This window comes from Caballeronia sp. LZ001, assembly GCF_031450875.1.
Classification (GTDB): domain Bacteria; phylum Pseudomonadota; class Gammaproteobacteria; order Burkholderiales; family Burkholderiaceae; genus Caballeronia.
The window spans coordinates 5,060,728-5,079,099 of record NZ_JARTVX010000004.1; the positions used below are offsets into that span (position 1 = coordinate 5,060,728).

15 protein-coding genes are annotated in these 18,372 nt (G+C 62.9%); 3 read left to right on the top strand and 12 right to left on the bottom strand.

Features of this window, described 5'->3' with window-relative positions; all coding sequences use genetic code 11:
* Positions 1-28: 28 nt before the first annotated feature.
* The 12 genes from P9292_RS34790 to P9292_RS34845 form a co-directional block, all read right to left on the bottom strand.
* Positions 29-835 carry an SDR family oxidoreductase gene (locus tag P9292_RS34790; protein ID WP_244825216.1) on the bottom strand — a complete coding sequence of 269 codons (807 nt, stop codon included), beginning with the start codon at positions 833-835 and terminating at the stop codon, positions 29-31.
* 306 nt (positions 836-1,141) lie between these two features.
* Entirely contained in the window at positions 1,142-2,506 is a 1,365-nt protein-coding gene (locus tag P9292_RS34795) for an NlpC/P60 family protein (RefSeq protein ID WP_309963671.1), read from the bottom strand.
* A 193-nt stretch (positions 2,507-2,699) separates the two neighbouring features.
* A complete protein-coding gene (locus P9292_RS34800; RefSeq protein ID WP_250509041.1) occupies positions 2,700-4,583 on the bottom strand; it encodes a PhoH family protein in 1,884 nt (627 codons plus the stop codon).
* A 412-nt stretch (positions 4,584-4,995) separates the two neighbouring features.
* Entirely contained in the window at positions 4,996-5,457 is a 462-nt protein-coding gene (locus tag P9292_RS34805) for a peroxiredoxin (RefSeq protein WP_244825211.1), read from the bottom strand.
* A 95-nt stretch (positions 5,458-5,552) separates the two neighbouring features.
* Positions 5,553-6,449, bottom strand: a complete 897-nt coding sequence (locus P9292_RS34810; protein ID WP_309963673.1) for a polysaccharide deacetylase family protein — start codon at positions 6,447-6,449, stop codon at positions 5,553-5,555.
* Between the two features lie 10 nt (positions 6,450-6,459).
* Positions 6,460-7,506, bottom strand: a complete 1,047-nt coding sequence (locus P9292_RS34815; RefSeq protein ID WP_244825208.1) for a bifunctional UDP-4-keto-pentose/UDP-xylose synthase — start codon at positions 7,504-7,506, stop codon at positions 6,460-6,462.
* Positions 7,503-8,489, bottom strand: a complete 987-nt coding sequence (locus P9292_RS34820; RefSeq protein ID WP_309963675.1) for a formyltransferase — start codon at positions 8,487-8,489, stop codon at positions 7,503-7,505. The genes P9292_RS34815 and P9292_RS34820 overlap by 4 nt, the downstream gene beginning before the upstream one ends.
* Positions 8,486-9,520, bottom strand: coding sequence for a glycosyltransferase (locus P9292_RS34825; protein ID WP_244825206.1), 1,035 nt, complete (start codon positions 9,518-9,520; stop codon positions 8,486-8,488). The genes P9292_RS34820 and P9292_RS34825 overlap by 4 nt, the downstream gene beginning before the upstream one ends.
* Before the next feature lie 19 nt (positions 9,521-9,539).
* A complete protein-coding gene (locus tag P9292_RS34830) occupies positions 9,540-10,700 on the bottom strand; it encodes a DegT/DnrJ/EryC1/StrS aminotransferase family protein (RefSeq protein ID WP_309963677.1) in 1,161 nt (386 codons plus the stop codon).
* A gap of 75 nt (positions 10,701-10,775) precedes the next feature.
* Positions 10,776-11,147, bottom strand: a complete 372-nt coding sequence (locus P9292_RS34835; RefSeq protein ID WP_244825204.1) for an SMR family transporter — start codon at positions 11,145-11,147, stop codon at positions 10,776-10,778.
* A 178-nt stretch (positions 11,148-11,325) separates the two neighbouring features.
* A complete protein-coding gene (locus P9292_RS34840; protein ID WP_309963679.1) occupies positions 11,326-12,999 on the bottom strand; it encodes a glycosyltransferase family 39 protein in 1,674 nt (557 codons plus the stop codon).
* Positions 13,000-13,301: 302 nt separating this feature from the next.
* Positions 13,302-13,676, bottom strand: coding sequence for an Mth938-like domain-containing protein (locus P9292_RS34845; RefSeq protein WP_309842733.1), 375 nt, complete (start codon positions 13,674-13,676; stop codon positions 13,302-13,304).
* A 512-nt stretch (positions 13,677-14,188) separates the two neighbouring features.
* Between P9292_RS34845 and P9292_RS34850 the strand changes: the two genes are divergently transcribed.
* From P9292_RS34850 to thrC, 3 genes are read left to right on the top strand one after another with little or no spacing between them, the layout of a single operon-like run.
* Positions 14,189-15,427, top strand: coding sequence for a pyridoxal phosphate-dependent aminotransferase (locus P9292_RS34850; protein ID WP_244825201.1), 1,239 nt, complete (start codon positions 14,189-14,191; stop codon positions 15,425-15,427).
* A gap of 24 nt (positions 15,428-15,451) precedes the next feature.
* Positions 15,452-16,768 carry a homoserine dehydrogenase gene (locus P9292_RS34855; protein ID WP_309963681.1) on the top strand — a complete coding sequence of 439 codons (1,317 nt, stop codon included), beginning with the start codon at positions 15,452-15,454 and terminating at the stop codon, positions 16,766-16,768.
* Between the two features lie 15 nt (positions 16,769-16,783).
* Positions 16,784-18,229, top strand: a complete 1,446-nt coding sequence (gene thrC / locus P9292_RS34860; RefSeq protein WP_309963683.1) for a threonine synthase — start codon at positions 16,784-16,786, stop codon at positions 18,227-18,229.
* Positions 18,230-18,372 lie beyond the last annotated feature (143 nt).

Consider the following 18,372-nt stretch of genomic DNA (forward strand, 5'->3'; position numbering starts at 1 on the left):
TCGATTGCCGCGCTCGGCGGCGTCGCTCTCAGATGATCGGCGACGACACTCCGTCCATCGGAATGATTGCGCCCGATACATAACTCGCGCGACGGCTCGCCAGGAACAGCGCGACGTCGGCGATTTCCTCGGGTTTCGCATAGCGGCCTAGCGGCACCTTCGACTGGCTCTCGGCGAGCACGGCGTCGCGTGTCGTCCCTTGCCGTTCGGCTTCGAGCGCGAGGGCTTCCTCGACGCGTTCGGTGAGCGTCGATCCCGGATTGATCGCGTTGATGCGAATGCCGAGCTTGGCATAGTGATGCGCAAGGCCGACGGTATTGAGCATGAGCGCCGCATTGGCCGCGCCGCCCGCGATATGAATGTCCGACGCGATTTTGCCGCCCATGCCGACGATATTCACGATCGCGCCCGGCTCGATGTTCGGATCGCCGCGCAAGCGTTCGGCCATGCGCTTTAGCACCACTTGCTGCGGATAGACGTAGGAGAAGTATTTCGCGTCCATCGCGGCTTTATACGCGGCAGCGTCAAGCGTGTCGGGATCGTAGCGGCGCGCGGCGCCGGCGCTGTTGATCAGGATGTCGATGGGGCCGAGCGCGGCGCTCGCTTCCTCGACGACATCTTCGGCGCTGTGCGCTTCGTGCAGATCGGCGCGGGCGAGATGCACGTGATGACCTTCTTTCGCGAGTTGTTCGCGGGCGCGCGCGAGGTTGGCGGCATCGCGCGAGACGATCGCGACTTTTGCGCCTTCGCTTGCAAAGGCTTTTGCGCATGCAAAACCGATTCCCTTGCTGCCGCCCGTGATCAGGACGACTTTCCCGGCAAGACCCAAGTCCATGGTGATTGGCTCCTTCTGATTGCGCCGCCTGTCGCGGCGGGATCTAGTCACGATAGCAGAGAGGGGCGACGACTGTGGATGGCGATGGAGTTGCGTTTCGCTCGGTTCGATATGTATCGGATGCGCTTTAGCCGCGCGCGGCGTTGCCGTAACCGAAGCGCTATTTCTATCCATAAAGCCTAAATCCGGCGATATAGGGCAACGCGGACAGAACAAAACGGCAGACGCGAACAGCGCGACGAAGAGATTCCGGCCTCAAAGTCGGTGTTCGGGACGCGGCCGCGCGCCTTGAATCTCGTGTAAGTCTCAGTTGCTGCCGGTGGCGAAGCGCGCGATGGGATCGTCAGCTTGGTTCGGACGCGGCGCGGTAAGCGAGCCGGTCGATGCGCGGATGACGTGCGCGGGCGGATCGGCGGGATCGCTCGTTGCCTGCGCCGCGCGCGCTTGCTTGCGTGCGGCGTTCGATGTCGGCGGCGGCGGTTCGAAGGCGTCAGCGGCGGCTTGGATGGGATCGGGGGAAGCGTTTGCCGAGCCTGCCACCGCGGATGGCGCGATTGCACCGGCAAGGCGGGCTTGGCGTTGTGCGGCGCTCAAGGCGGGCGGCGGAGGTTCGAAGGCGTCGGCGCTGGATCGTGCGGTATTGGTGGTTGCACCTGCCGCAAGCGCTTGACGCTGCGCCGCGCTCAAAGTAGGTGGCGGCGGCTCGAAGGCATCGGTACTGGATTGTGCAGTACCGGTAGCCGCGAGTGCCTGTCGCTGCGCTGCGGTCAAGGTCGATGGGAGCGGCTCGGAAACATCGGCATTCGATCGCGCGGAACTGGCCGTCGCGCCGGCCGCAAGCGCCTGCCGCTGCGCCGCACTCAAACTGGATGGCGGCGGCTCGAACGCATCGGCGTTGGATCGTGCGGCATTGGTCACCGTGCTTCGCCGTTCCCCCGCATTCAATGCCGATACAGGCGGTTGATATGCCTCGTTACTCGTCCCCGCCGCGCTTTCCCGAGCATATGAATCGGCAGGCGTCGAAGATAACCGTCCATTAGCCGAAACCTGAGCGCTCGCACCCGCCGCCGTCGGCACGTCAGATCCAGCAGGCGACGCCAAGTACGTCGGCGCATCGAAAGGCGCGGGCCCGCTCTTCGGCGGCGCAACGCGCCTGATTCCGTCGAAACGCTTTGCCCAATAAGGATTGGTCAAATAATCGAGCCGGACCGTCCCGCCCGTCGATGGCGCATTCACGAACCGCAACTTGCCGACATAAATCCCGACATGCGAATGCGCCCGCCCCGTCGTGTTGAAGAAAATCAGATCGCCGGGCGCAACGCCGTCCGGCTCGATCGATTCCCCGCGCCCGCTCATCTCGGCGGTCGTTCGCGGCAGATTCACCGACGCCGCGCGATCCACCACATAGCGTACGAGTCCGCTGCAATCGAAGCCCGCTTCCGGCGTATTCCCACCCCATCGATACGGCACACCAACGAGCGCCATCGCCTGAATCGAGATTTCCTCGCGCCCGACGCTATGGTCGACGAAAGTCGGGAAACCAGGAGGCGGCTTGTACGTGCGATTCGCGGCTGTCGACGATGCCGCCGGCTTGCGCGCGCTCTCCTGCGGCACGCTTCCACACGCGGCGAGCAGAACGGAGACAAGAAGCGGCAGCCAGATTCGACGCATTGCAGACGGCGAGCAGCATCTCGCCAAAAGAGGGCAGTCTGTCGATACTAGACCGCCGAACGGACGTGCGGCAAGTTTTCCTGAGACATGACATGAAGTTTGCGTCGTAAGTGTTGCAGTGGCGAAACGATCGGACGAATAGAAACGGCCCAGCGAATCGCTTCACCGGGCCGTTTCGTCAAGTCAAAAGCGCTTACAAAATATCCGACGCGTAATCCGCCAGACGCGAGCGCTCGCCGCGCGCAAGCGTCACATGGCCGCTATGCGTCCATCCCTTGAAGCGATCCACCACGTAGGTCAGGCCGGAACTGCCTTCAGTCAGATAAGGCGTGTCGATCTGCGCGATATTGCCCAGGCAAATGATCTTCGTGCCCGGACCCGCGCGCGTGACGAGCGTCTTCATCTGCTTGGGCGTGAGATTTTGCGCCTCGTCGATGATCACGTACTTATCCACGAACGTCCGGCCGCGCATGAAGTTCATGCTCTTCACCTTGAGACGCGAGCGAATCAGTTCTTGCGTCGCCGCGCGGCCCCATTCGCCGGCGGCATCGTCGGTTTTCTGCAGGACTTCGAGGTTGTCGTCGAATGCGCCCATCCACGGCTGCATCTTCTCTTCCTCGGTGCCCGGCAAAAAGCCGATGTCCTCGCCCACGGGCACGGTCGCGCGCGTCACGATGATCTCGTTGTAGCGCTTGTCGTCGAGCACTTGCGCCAAGCCGGCGGCAAGCGCCATGAGCGTCTTGCCGGTGCCGGCCTGACCGAGCAGGGTGACGAAATCGACCTCCGGGTTCATCAGCAAGTTGAGCGCGAAGTTCTGCTCGCGATTGCGCGCCGTGATGCCCCACACGTTGTTCTTGTGATGGCCGTAGTCGCGCAGCGTCTGCAAGAGCGCCGTCTTGCCGTTCAACTCGCGCACCACCGCATGGAACGACGGCTCGCCGTTCTGCGGCTCCAGATAGACGAACTCGTTGACGAGCATCGACGAACACAGCGGACCGGTCACGCGGTAATACGTGGTGCCGGTTTTCGTGTCCTGCCAGCTCTCCATGCCCTTGGCGTGCTTGGTCCAGAAGTCCTGCGGCAGCGCGCGTACGCCCGAATAGAGCAGGTCCTTGTCTTCGAGAACCTGATCGTTGAAGTAGTCTTCGGCGGGCAGGCCGAGCGCATGCGCCTTGATACGCATGTTGATGTCTTTCGACACCAGCACGACCTGCCGGTCCGGGCGCTCTTTCTGCAACGCGCGCACGACGCCGAGAATCTGGTTGTCCGCCTTGCCGACAGGCAAGCCTTCGACCGGTTCGATATCGGTGAGCGTCGTCTGGAAGTAGAGCCGTCCGAGCGCGTCGCGATTACCCTGCGCGGCGAGCGGCAGCCCCGCCGACATCTCGCCCGCGTGCGCGACGAGCGCGTCGAGCGTGCGACTCACCTGACGCGCATTGCGCGCGACTTCCGACATGCCCTTCTTGTGATTGTCGAGTTCTTCGAGCGTCATCATCGGCAGATAGACGTCGTGCTCCTCGAAGCGGAAGAGCGAGCTCGGATCGTGCATCAGCACGTTGGTATCGAGCACGAAAAGCTTGTGCAATTCGGCTTCCTGCACGCCGCGCTGACGGCGTTTGTTCTGCGCGGCCGGCTCTTTCGCGGCGCGCGCGGCGGTCGTGGCCGCGGGCGCGACGGGTGCATCCGCGCGGCCGGTACGGGCTTCGCGCGCGGCGGGTTCGACAGGCGTTGCGGGCGCGGCTTCATCGGCTGCCTGACGCGCGTTCGGCGCCGGCTGCAGGAGCGCGGCAGTCTGTTTAGTGCGGCGTGCGCGCGTTGCAGGTGCGGGCGCGGCGGGCATGACGGCTTCGCTCGGCGCTTCGAGCGGAATCTGGGTCAGCACCTCGCTCGCGATGGAACGCAGCGTATGCGCGGCATTCGCCGCGGGACGCTCGGCGGCGACGGTCTGGACCGCGCCGTTTTCCTCGTCGCCGGATGACGACGTCTGTTTCTTCTGCTTCGACGGCCGGGCTTTGGCTTTGTATTCCTCAGCCGGGAGGAGATGGCCGAGCTTGGCCGGGGCGGTAGGCAAAGGCATGGTGTTCCCTCGAAAGGAATCGGGTCGTATATTGCGCGCCGCCTGTCGCATTCTGCTCGTTCGCCCTCGCAGCGAATCGTGGTTCGCAGTCTGCGTCCGGCGGCGCGCTTCGTTTGTCGAAAACGCCGGTTCGCCTAAGTTTCGATCTGCTCCTTGAGTGTGCGTCCACTGGTGTTGTGCGAAGGTCCGGAAAACTTCGTGGCCGACTGTGGCATTCGCGCGACGCCAATAAAAAAGCCGCCGTCCCGACTACCGGAACCAGCGGCTGACTTCGAGTCTGGTGCGCTGTACCGCCGTAGATGCCTCGCATAGCCCGGGCTCCTGCCGTTGCGCCTAATGGCGTACGGCAGCTTTCGCTCGGTAGAAGGTCATGGGGTGGACAGGCGCTCATTGCGGACCAATATAGCGCGCCTCAAATTGCTTGTACAGCCTCGACGATGGCCTCGACGTGCCCCGGCACCTTGATGCCTCGAAACTCGCGGCGCAGCACGCCTTTTGCATCGAGCAGAAACGTGGAACGCTCGACGCCGCGCACTTCCTTGCCATACATCTTCTTCATTTTGATGACATCGAAAAGCGAGCAGATGGCTTCGTCGGCGTCCGATACCAGCGTGTACGGCAGCTCCAGTTTGGCCTTGAAGTTGTCGTGCGATCTCACGCTGTCGCGCGAGATGCCAACCACTTCCGCGCCAGCGGCCTGGAATTGATCGTAGTGGTCGCGAAATTGCAGGCTTTCCGTCGTGCAGCCGGGCGTGTTGTCCTTGGGATAAAAGAACAGCACGACTTTCTTGCCGCGCAGGTTCGAGAGCGTGAACTCGCCGCCGGTGGCGGGTGCGGTGAAGTCGGGAACGGGCTGATCGACTGCGACTGACACGAAGTTTCTCCTTTGTCGGCCAGGGTCGGGCGCGTAGCCCAACCTTGGCCAGATGTTGTTTATTTGAAGCAGAGGGACTAGTAAGCAGAAGCGGATCAGCCCGGCTGAACGATCAATTCGCCGGCGCGGCCAGGGATCTCGCCCCACGTGACAGGGTACGTGGGCAGGGAAGCGCGGTCCAGCGTCGCATGATAGTCGCCCATCGTGGCGAAGCTGTGTCCCTGCGCGCGCCAGCCCGCCAGCAGTTGCTCGAACACCGGCGCGAGCTTCTGGCCTTCGAGTTCGGCGTGCAGCGTGAAAACCTGGTCGCGCGGATTGTTCTGCGTGTGACGCAAGAGATGCGCGGCGACGTTGGTCGTGTCGACACCATCGACGCCGAGGATTTCGTCGAGCGTCGGCAGGGTGGTCGGCATCTGAATGTGATCGAGCGTGCGGCCATTGAGCACTGGAATATACGGCGTATGGCCGCGCCCGTCGGATGCGTAGCGCATGCCCCAGGCGTCGATCTGTTTGAACGCGTAGCCGTTCATCTGCCAGCCCGCCGCGCCATGCGTGACGGGCGGCGCGCCGAAAATCTCGATGAAGCGCGCATGGCTTTGCTGCATCTGCGACACGGTCCACGCCTGATCGCGCGCGCGCACGTTGTCCTGCCAGTAGACGTGATCCCACGTATGGATGCCGCATTCGAACCCGGCTTCGTGGATGGCGCGCATTTCGGCCTTCGCCTCGCGGCCGATATCCGGCCCTGGCAGCAGTACGCCGTACATCAGCGTCTTCACACCGTAATGCTCGACGACAGACGTGCGCGACACCTTCTTGAGAAATCCCGGCCGGAACACGCGGCGCAGCGCCCAGCCGGTGTGATCCGGCCCGAGGCTGAACAGAAACGTCGCGCGGGCGCTGTATTTGTCGAGCAATCTGCCGAGATTGGGCACGCCTTCGCGCGTGCCGCGCAGGGTGTCGACGTCGATCTTGAGAACGATACGGGCCACGCGCCGTTCCTTAAGACTGCTCGACGAGCGCGCGAGCTTCGCCGACGAGCGTGCGATACGCTTCGAAAATCTTGCGCAGCGCGTCGTCCATGCTCGCTTCCGGCTTCCAGTCCAGTTCCTGCATGGTGTTGTCGATCTTCGGCACGCGGTTCTGCACGTCCTGATAGCCCGCGCCGTAGTACGCGCCCGACGAAGTCTCGACGAGCTGCACCTTCTTCGCGGTCTCCGCGTACTCGGGATACTCGGCGGCGAGCGCGAGCATCTTGTGCGCGAGTTCGCGCACCGAGAAGTTGTTGACCGGATTGCCGATGTTGTAGATCTTGCCCGACGCCATGCCGTCCTTGTTCTCGATGATCTTCATCAGCGCGCCGATGCCGTCGTCGATATCCGTGAACGCACGCTTTTGCGCGCCGCCATCGACGAGGCTGATGTTCTCGCCGCGCACGATGTGTCCCAGGAACTGCGTAACCACGCGCGACGAACCTTCCTTCGCGGTGTAGATGGAGTCGAGGCCCGGGCCGATCCAGTTGAACGGGCGGAACAGCGTGAAGTTGAGGCCTTCCATGCCGTAACCCCAGATCACGCGGTCCATCAACTGCTTCGAGCAGGCGTAGATCCAGCGCGGCTTGTTGATGGGGCCGTAGGAAAGCGTGGAGTTCTCCGGATCGAACTGCTCGTCGGCGCACATGCCGTACACCTCGGAGGTCGACGGAAACACGAGGTGCTTGCCGTACTTGACCGCCGACCGCACGATCGGCAGGTTGGCCTCGAAGTCCAGTTCGAACACGCGCAGCGGCTGCTTCACGTAGGTCGCGGGCGTGGCAATGGCGACGAGCGGCAGAATCACGTCGCACTTCTTGACGTGATACTCGACCCACTCCTTGTTGATGGTGATGTCGCCTTCGAAGAAATGCATCCGCTCGTGATTCGCGAGGTCGCCCAGGCGATCGGTTTGCATGTCCATCCCGAAGACTTCCCAGTCGGTCGTTTCGAGGATGCGCTTGGAAAGGTGATGGCCGATGAAGCCATTGACACCCAGGATGAGAACTTTTTTCATGAATGACGAGAGGATTGAATGATTCGGCCGAATTCGGCGGGTTCGACGGTGCGCTCCTCGCCCACGGGCTGCGCTTCGGCATTCAATGGCCGATGACGCAACTCGTGCACGGCGACGACGCGGCCATCGCCGCAGACGCCAAACAGCGCATTATCCGCCAGCGTCAGGCCGCAGGGCAAATCCCTGAGCGCGGCGAGCCGCTCGCGCGTAACGCCGGGCGCACCGGTTTCAGGAACGAGGCGCGCCCGCGCGACGATGAAGCGCTCGCCGCCCATGTCCGTGAACGCGCCGGGATAGGGCGGCGCCACCGCGCGAATCAGGTTGTAGACGCGTTGTGCGTTCGCCGTCCAGTCGATGCGGCCATCTTCCGGTTTGCGCCCGCCGTAGTAGCTGCCGGCGGCGAGATCGTTCGGCAGACGCGGCGCTTCGCCGGCAAGCAGGGCGGGCAGTACGCGCCAGAGCGTTTGCTCGGCGGCGACCACGGTTTTGTCGAAGACCTGAGCGGCGGTGTCATCCGGCAGGATAGGCACGGACGTCTGCGCGAGGATCGCGCCGGCGTCGGGCTTTTCGGCCATTTCGTGCAGCGTCGCGCCACTTTCGGTTTCGCCGTTGAGCACCGCCCAGTTGGTCGGCACGCGGCCGCGATATTTCGGCAACAGCGAGCCATGCATGTTGTACGCGCCGCGCCTGGCCAACGCGAGCAGCGTCACGGGCAGCATGTGCCGGTAGTAGAACGAGAAGATGAATTCCGGCGCGGCGCGGGCGACTGCGTCGTGCACGTCGGGCGCTTTGGGATCGGCGGGCGTGATCACGTCGATGCCATGTTCCGCCGCGACCTGCGCCACGCTGCCGAACCAGATGTTCTCGCTTGCGCTGTCCTCGTGCGTCACGACGAGCCGCACGTCGACGCCGCGCGCGAGCAGCACCTGCAGGCAGCGCACGCCGACATTGTGATAAGCGAATACGACGGCGCGCGGCTTCATCGGCCTTCGTCCTCGCGATCGGCGACCGCCAGATGGATCACTTGCTGGCGCGGCTGGCTGGCCGTGGGCAGGCCGTCGCGCTGCTCGAGGATGGTCTGCACGAGATAGCGCGGACGCGCGCGCACTTGCTGATAGATCCGGCCGATATATTCGCCGAGCAGGCCGAGCGCGAAGATGATCACGCCGAGCATGAAAAACGTGATGGCGAAGAGCGTGAACACGCCCTGAACTTCCGCGCCGAACATAAAGCGGCGTATCAACAGCAGCAGGAACAGTCCCGCCGATCCGACCGAAAGAATCACACCGATGAACGACAGCCATTGCAACGGCACGACCGAAAAGCCCGTCACGAGGTCGAAGTTCAGCCGGATGAGGCTATAAAGCGAGTACTTGGATTCGCCCGCGAAGCGCTCTTCGTGCGCCACGCCCACTTCGATCGGGTTCTGCGCGAAGGTGTAGGCAAGCGCCGGAATGAACGTGTTGATTTCGCCGCAGCGGTTGATCGTGTCGATGATATGCCGGCTGTACGCGCGCAACATGCAGCCCTGATCCGTCATGCGAATCTTGGTGATGCGCTCGCGCAGACGGTTCATGGCAAGCGATGCCTTCTTGCGCCACAGGCTGTCTTGCCGTTGTTCGCGAATGGTGCCGACGTAATCGTAGCCTTCACGCATCTTTTCGACGAGCTTGGCGATTTCCTCGGGCGGATTCTGCAAGTCGGCGTCGAGCGTGACAACGATCTCGCCGCGCGATTGCTCGAAGCCCGCGAGAATCGCCATGTGCTGACCATAGTTGCCGTTGAGCAGGATCACGCGCGTGGTGTCCGGACGCACGTGGAACTGCTGCGCGAGCAGCGCGGCCGACTTGTCGCGGCTGCCGTCGTTGATGAAGATCACCTCGTACGATGCGTCGAGCGCATCGAGCGCCGGATAAAGGCGCTCAAAGAGGGCGGCGAGGCCGGCTTCCTCGTTGTAGACCGGAATGACGACCGTTACCTCGGGTGCCGTCGCCGCGAAATCCGTATGACTCATGTTGCGCTGGGTGTCCTTGTTAGGCATGCAGTCTGGCGTGCTGCGCACAGATCTCGTCGATGGAAGTGACCACGTGCGCGATGTCCTCCGCGCTCATTTGCGGGAAAAGCGGCAACGTCACGTTGGATGCGCCGAAGTGCTCCGCGTGCGGGAACATGCCTTCCTTGAAGCCGCGCTCGCGATACAGCGTGAACAGATGCAGGGCCGGATAGTGCACGCCCGTGCCGATGCCGCGCTCCTTCAGCTCGCCCATGAACTGCGCGCGCGTGAGATTCAGTTGATCGAGCGGCAGCGTGACCTGAAACATGTGCCAGTTACTGTCCGTAAAGTTGCGCGGCGGCAAGCCTAGACCGAGTTTCACGGCCGCGCCGCCGTCGAACGCATCGAAGTAAAGCTGCGCCAGTTCGCGCCGCCGTTGCGTGATGCTTTCCACCTTGCGCAGCGACCCGAGACCCACGCGCGCCGCCACATCCGTCAGGTTGTACTTGCCGCCGAGCACGTCGCAGTCCATGCCGTCGAAACCCGTGCGCGTGATGCCCTGCAGGCGATACTTCCGCGCGAGTTCGGCTTCGTCCTCGTCGTTCAAGACGAGCGCGCCGCCTTCGATCGACGTCACGTTCTTGTTCGCGTGAAAGCTGAACGAAACGAGATCGCCGAACGCGCCGATGCGCTTGCCGTTCCAGCTCGAACCGAACGCCTGCGCCGCGTCTTCGATCACGCGCAGCTTGTGGGCGCGCGCGATGGCGTAAAGCCGGTCCATATCCACCGGCAGGCCGCCCAAAAACACCGGCATGATCGCTTTCGTGCGCGGCGTGATGGCGCGTTCCAGCAAGTTCAGGTCCATGTTGCGCGTGGCCGGGTCGATATCGACCAAAACCGGCGTGGCGCCGACTTCGATGATGACGTTCGCCGTCGATACCCAAGTCATCGCCGTCGTGATGACTTCGTCGCCCGCGCCGACGCCTGCAATTCGCAGGCCGATTTCCATCGTGCAGGTGCCTGAGTTGAACGCGCGCACCGGCCTGCCGCCGACGAACGCCGACAATTCCGCCTCGAACTGCTGGTTCTGCGGGCCCGTCGTGATCCAGCCGGAACGCAGCACGTCGGCGACGCCCTGAATGGTTTCTTCATCGATGTCGGGCTTGACGAAGGGCAGGAACGGCCGCGATGTCTGAGTCATGGACTATTTGCTTAAGAAAATGGAGTTGATCTGATGTATTGGCGGCACGAGTGAATTCAACGCCGGTCGCGGCGCCTAACCGCGCGCCAGCACGACCACGCCGAGCAGAATGATGCCGATGCCGATCAGCCGCTGCAGCGACAGCACCTCGCCGAACAAATACCACGCCGCGAAGGCGTTGACGACATAGCCGAGCGAGAGCATCGGATAGGCGATCGACACATCCACGCGCGACAGGCCGACGATCCACACGCCCACGCTCAGCACATAGCAGGCAAGGCCGCCGATGATCGGCCATTGCGTCGCGATCCTGAAACCGACCGGCAGAATGTTGCTTGCCGTGAGTTCGAAATGCCCGACGGCGTTGACGCCCGCCTTCAGCAGCAACTGCGCGCACGCGTTCAACAATACGCCGATGAGGATACAAGCGAAGGAAATCGGATTCATTGCGGATTAGTCGCGGGTTGGCGCCTGGTTGATCGTGCCGACGGTCTTGCTGGTCTCACACGATAAGGAAAAAGCCGGGCCGCCACAACGGGGTTGGCCGAACGGTCGTGCAATCCGCTTGCGCGCGTGGCACGCACTGTGTCAGACGTGATGCCGCGCGAGGTGGCAGAGTGCGCCATCACGGTTGCGGTTTCTCGACGATCACACGGCGCGCGTCGCGGGCGATGACCTGCATCGGCACATGGCGGGCGGCGAGGTCGTCGTAGCGGCCAGGCGGCATCAGCGCGAGCGCATACGGTTGCGAGTCCCAAAGCTTGACCCATTGGTCGATGCTCGGCACCCACTTCCGCGGCTCCGTCTGCACGCCGAAGGTGAGTTCGTCGGCTTCCTGCACCATGATCATCGGCTGATCGAGATAGAACGGCATGGTGTGATCGAGCTTGGCGATCGAGTAAAAGGGCGTGCCGGGCGGGAGTTTCGCCATCGCGGCTTTCACGGCCGGCACGAGCTTGACGCCCGAGCTGTCGGTGCCGAAAACGTCGTGACCCGTTCCCGCGATGGTACCGAGCAGCAGCCACGCCGCGCCCAGTCCTGCCGCGCCCGCAAGCACGTTCCGGCGATTGAGCCAGAGCGCCGCGAGCGTCACGACGAACGCCACCGCCAGTCCCGCATAAACCCACATCTGGAACGCGCGATACAGCGCATTGGGCGTATTCGCGCTGCCCGCCCGGCCGATGAAGATCGCGCCGAACGCCGCGGCGATCAGGAACACCGCATAGCCGATCAGATGCATGCGATAACGCGGCTTCGTCAGCGACGGCAGATAAAGCCCGAAGACGAGCGCGAGCGCCGGTGCAATCGGCAAGACATAGGACAGCAGCTTCGAATGCGAGGCGCTGAAGAACAGAAAAATGAACGCGGACCAGACGAGCAGCATGGTCACGGGCGCGAAGCCGTTGGGCTGGCGCGGCGTCTTGAGACCGTGGCGCATGCTCTGGAACGCGATCGACAGCCACGGCAGAAAGCCGACGATGAGCACCGGCACGAAGTAATAGAACGGTCCGGGACGGTTCTGCTCGGGCGTCAGATAGCGCTTGAACTGCTGCACGATGAAGAAGAAATCGAAGAACTCGGGGTTCTTCATCTGCACGAGCACGAACCACGGCGCGACGACGATCAGGAACACGATCAGCCCGCTGCCGATATAAAGCCGCTTCCAGAGCGCCCAGTCGCGCGCCACGAGCGAGTAGATGATCAGCACCGCGCCCGGCAGGATTACGCCGACGAGCCCCTTGGAAAGCATGGCCGCGCCCATCGCCGCCCAGCAAAGCCACATCCAGAGCCGCACTTCGCGCCCGGCCAGCCCTGGGCGTTGCGCGAGCAAAAGCGCGCAGAGCGTGAGCCCCATCCAGAACGACAGGCCCATGTCGAGTGTGTTGAAGTGGCCCATCAGGTTCCAGTACGGGCAGGTCGCGAGAATCACGGCGGCCGCAAAGCCCGTCATCGCGTTGAAGACCCGCGCGCCCGTGTAGCCGACCATCAGCACGCCCGCGAAGCCGCAAAGCGCCGTATAGAACCGCGCCTGCCATTCGCCGACGCCGAACCACGCAAAGGTCAGCGCGTTCGCCCAGGTCTGTAGCGGCGGTTTCTCGAAGTATTTGTAGCCGTTGTAGCGCGGCGTGATCCAGTCGCCGGTGACGAACATTTCGCGCGCCATTTCGGCGTAGCGGCCCTCGTCGCTCGGCACGAGATGCCTGAGCCCGAGCGGCCCGAACCAGATGACGGCCAGCGCGACGACGAGAAGAATGAGTGAGAGACGCGTGAGCGGTAGCCGCGAAGGCGTATCGTTCATGAAGTCGACCTGTTCGATGCCGCCATGCGCGGCGCTTGTGAATGAGTGGCGCAACCGGCCGCGCGGGGCGCGAAGCCATCGCTTGCGTGCAGGCTCGCATGAGCGCCGGACTGGCCGTGGCGCACGCTGTATTACCGCCTTTCAGGCTCGGCGCAACGTTCGCCGGGCGGGAGTGTATCGCACTGCCAGGCCGGATTCGTCAAATTGGCGCACGCCGGGCGCCGAGACGCCAGCGCGTGCGCCAAAGAGGCGCCTGTCGCCGAAGTATTGCGGCGCATCCTTAGCCGAGCCTTAGTTTCCGCTCATTCCTCGATCAGCAGTGCGGCGGCCACGCGCCGGCCTTCGGACATCAATATGTTGTAGGTGCGGCAGGCAGCGCCGATATCCATCGTTTCCACGCCAATACGATGCTTGGTCAACGCCGCCGTGAGCCGCGGATGCGGAAAGCGCAATCTGGAACCGCTGCCGAAGATGACCACTTCGGGCGCGGCTTTCACGAGTTCCTCGAAATGCTCGGGCGCGAGCGCGTCGAACGATGCCACCGGCCATTTGACGACGGGCACCTCGGGCATGACGATCACGCTGCCCTCATGGCGTTCGAGATTGATTGCGACGAAGTCGTCTCCGTAGCTCGTGATGGTGTTGAGCGCGCCGCTGGAGTCTTGATGAAGTTTCAAAACGATGGTCCGGCAAGGAAAGGAGTGAAACCCGGCATCCGCCGAACGCGGCTGAAAAAAGCGCGAGAAGGCGGCGGAAAACGCACCAAAAGGCGCTTCGCGCCAGTGTTTGGTGCATTGCGGAACCGGGCCATAATCAGTAAATTATAACTTTCCAGCCGCGCGGACCGCTCGTGCGGCCCCCGTTGCGCTCGCGTGCCGCCACAAGCCGCCTTCGACACGCAATCCGTAGCGTTACGCCTGCGCCCCTATCCGGCGCGGTGTTCCTCGCCCAGGGTTCGAAATCCCGAGAAGCGGCGGCAGTCCAGTAACATGCCGTAGTCTGCCGCAGCTCGTCGCCATCCCGCGTCACTTCGTGTCATCCCGCTTCGCGTGCGCGTTCCGGAAGCGGACACGAACCGCCGGAGCATCGACCGAGGCACCTGCTGCATCGAAACGCCGAAACGACAGAACGCCAGAACGAATCCTTAAAAACGAATCCACCAGACAGCCCAAACACAAGAGCCGCGCCCGTGAAACCGATTCTCAAATCCAACAAGCTGCAAAACGTCTGCTACGACATTCGCGGGCCCGTGCTCGAACACGCGAAGCGTCTCGAAGAAGAAGGGCATCGCATCATCAAGCTCAATATCGGCAATCTGGCGCCGTTCGGTTTCGAAGCGCCGGACGAGATCATTCAGGACATGATCCGCAATTTGCCGGGTTCGTCGGGCTATTCGGATTCGAAGGGCGTATTCGCCGCGCGCAAGGCGATCATGCATTACACGCAGCAAAAGGGCGTGACGGGCGTGACGCTCGACGACATTTTCATCGGCAACGGCGCGTCGGAACTTATCGTCATGGCCATGCAGGCGCTTCTGAACGATGGCGACGAGGTGTTGCTGCCCGCGCCCGACTATCCGCTCTGGACGGCCGCGGTAAGTCTTTCGGCCGGCACGCCGCGTCACTACATGTGCGACGAAGGCAATGGCTGGATGCCCGATCTCGACGACATCCGCTCGAAGATCACCGCCAACACCAAGGCGCTCGTCGTCATCAACCCAAACAATCCGACGGGCGCGCTGTATTCGGACGAACTGCTGCTCGAACTGATCGACATTGCGCGCGAACACGGCCTGATCATTTTCGCGGACGAGGTCTACGACAAGATCGTCTACGACGGCATGACGCACACGTCCATGGCCGCGCTCTCCGAGGACGTGCTCACCGTCACGTTCAACAGTCTCTCGAAGAGCTACCGTTCGTGCGGTTATCGCGCGGGCTGGATGGCCGTGTCGGGCCTCATCGAGGAAAATCGCCGTCGCGCGAAAGACTATCTCGAAGGTCTGGGCATTCTCGCGTCCATGCGCTTGTGCCCGAACGTGCCCGGCCAATACGCCATCCAGACGGCGCTCGGCGGTTATCAGAGCATCAACGACCTGATCGTGCCGGGCGGGCGGCTGTTCAAACAGCGCGAGCTCGCCTATGACATGCTCACGGCCATTCCGGGCGTCACGTGCGTGAAACCGCAGGCCGCGCTGTATATGTTCCCGAAGCTCGATCCCAAGATGTACCCGATCGAAAACGATCAGCAATTCATCACCGACCTGCTGCTCGAAGAACGCGTGCTGCTCGTGCAAGGCACGGGCTTCAACTGGCCGACGCCGGATCACTTCCGCGTGGTCTTCCTGCCGAACCTCGACGATCTGGCCGACTCGATCAACCGCATCGCGCGCTTTCTCGACGGCTATCGCAAACGTCACTCCGCTTAACTTTTCTTAGAAGACTCACGCTGTATGGAACCGATCAAAGTAGGACTGTTGGGCTTCGGCACGGTTGGCAGCGGCACCTTCACGGTGCTGCGCCGCAATCAGGAAGAAATCAGGCGCCGCGCGGGACGGGGTATCGAGATCACGCGCATTGCCGTGCGTACACCGTCGAAGGTGCAAGCGGCAGCGAACGTGGCGGTCACCGACGACTTCCTCGCCGTCGTCGACGACCCGGCGATATCCATCGTTTGCGAAATGATCGGCGGCACGGGATTCGCGCGCGAATTGGTGCTGCGCGCCATCGCCAACGGCAAGCACGTGGTCACGGCGAACAAGGCACTGCTCGCGGTGCACGGCACGGAGATTTTCGAAGCCGCGCACGCGAAGGGCGTGATGGTTGCGTTCGAAGCAGCGGTGGCGGGCGGCATTCCAATCATCAAGGCGCTTCGCGAGGGCCTGAGCGCGAACCGTATCGAATACATCGCGGGCATCATCAACGGCACGACGAACTACATTCTTTCGGAGATGCGTGACCGCGGGCTGGACTTCGCGACCGCGTTGAAGGGCGCGCAGGATCTGGGTTACGCGGAGGCCGATCCCACTTTCGACATCGAAGGCGTCGACGCCGCGCACAAGGTCACGATCATGAGCGCGATCGCGTTCGGCGTGCCGGTGCAGTTCGACCGCGCGTACGTGGAAGGCATCAGCAAGCTCGCGGCCATCGACATTCGTTACGCGGAGGATCTCGGCTATCGCATCAAGCTGCTCGGCATCGCGCGGCGCACGGAGAAGGGCATCGAGTTGCGCACGCACCCCACGCTGGTGCCGGCCAAGCGTCTGCTCGCCAACGTCGAAGGCGCGATGAACGCGGTCGTCGTGCATGGCGATGCGGTCGGCACGACGCTCTACTACGGCAAGGGCGCGGGCGCGGAGCCGACGGCGTCGGCCGTGGTCGCCGATCTCGTGGATGTCACGCGTCTGCATACGGCCGACCCGGAGCATCGCGTGCCGCATCTGGCCTTCCAGCCGGGCAGTCTGGCGAACACGCCCATCTTGCCAATCGACGAAGTGACGAGCGGCTATTACTTGCGTTTGCGTGTCGCCGACGTGACGGGCGTGCTTGCCAACATCACGCGCATTCTCGCGGACAAGGGCATCTCCATCGACGCGTTGCTGCAGAAGGAATCGGAAGACGTCGGCGGCGAGCACAAGGGCGAGACGGACATCATCCTCATCACGCACGAGACGGTGGAAAAGAACGCGAACGCGGCGATCGCCCAGATCGAAGCGCTCTCCACGGTCGTCTCCAAGGTGACGAAACTGCGCATGGCAACGCTGAATTAAGCACAGGAACGCGACATGAACTACATCTCGACGCGCGGCGCCGGCTCGAACGAGCGCCACACGTTCTCGGACATCTTGCTCGGCGGTCTCGCAAAGGACGGCGGTCTGTATTTGCCGGCGGAATATCCGCGCGTATCGGCCGATGAGCTCGCGCGCTGGCGCACGCTGTCGTATGCGGATCTCGCCTTCGAAGTGCTGTCGAAATTCAGCGATGACATTCCCGCCGACGACCTGCGTTCGCTTACGCGCAAGACTTACGTCGCGCAGGTCTACAGCAACGTGCGCCACGAAGAAAGCGCCGCGCAGATCACGCCGCTGAAGACGCTCGGCGTGGAGGACGGCACGCCGCTGTCGTTGCTCGAACTGTCGAATGGTCCGACGCTCGCCTTCAAAGACATGGCAATGCAACTACTCGGCAATCTCTTCGAGTACGCATTGGAAAAGCACGGCGAAACGCTCAACATTCTCGGTGCAACGTCGGGCGATACCGGCAGCGCCGCCGAATATGCCATGCGCGGCAAGACCGGCGTGCGTGTGTTCATGCTTTCGCCGCATAAAAAGATGAGTGCGTTTCAGACGGCGCAGATGTTCTCGCTGCAAGACCCGAACATCTTCAACCTCGCGGTCGAAGGCAATTTCGACCATTGCCAGGACATCGTGAAGGCCGTATCGAACGATCACGCCTACAAGGCGAAGCACAAGATCGGCACGGTCAATTCGATCAACTGGGCGCGCGTGGTCGCGCAAGTCGTGTACTACTTCAAGGGTTATTTTGCCGCGACGAAGAGCAACGACGAGCGCGTGTCGTTCACGGTGCCGTCGGGCAACTTCGGCAACGTCTGCGCGGGGCATATCGCGCGCATGATGGGTCTGCCGATCGATCAGCTCGTGGTCGCCACCAACGAAAACGACGTGCTCGACGAGTTCTTCCGCACGGGCATCTATCGCGTGCGCGGCGCGGACGAAACGTATCACACGACCAGCCCGAGCATGGATATTTCGAAGGCGTCGAACTTCGAGCGTTTTGTGTACGACCTGCTCGGCCGCGACCCGGCGCGCGTGCTGCAACTGTTCCGCGACGTCGACGAGAAGGGCGGCTTCGATCTCGCGGCGAGCGGCGACTTTGCGCGGGTGAAGCAATTCGGCTTCGTGTCGGGCAAGAGCGATCACGACGACCGCGTGAAAACCATTCGCGATGTGTTCGAGCGTTACGGCACGATGATCGACACGCACACCGCCGACGGCGTGAAGGTTGCGCGCGAGAACCTCAAACCCGGTGTGCCGATGATCGTGCTCGAGACCGCGCAGCCGATCAAATTCGGCGAGACCATCCGCGAGGCGTTGAACCGCGAGCCGGAGCGTCCCGTCGCGTTCGTGGGACTTGAAAAACTGCCACAAAGGTTCGATATCGTTCCTGCGGATGCAGCCGTGGTGAAGGCGTTTATCGCTGAACGGACTTGAAGCGCATCCGCCGCGCGCGGATCGAGAGCGGTTGAGCGCGGGGCGCGGCCGGTTCGGCCGGCGCCCCGATGTTTTTTGATCCGCGTAATCTGCCGGAATGCCAAGGCTCATGCCGCTCCCGGCCAGAATCGCCACCAAAATCT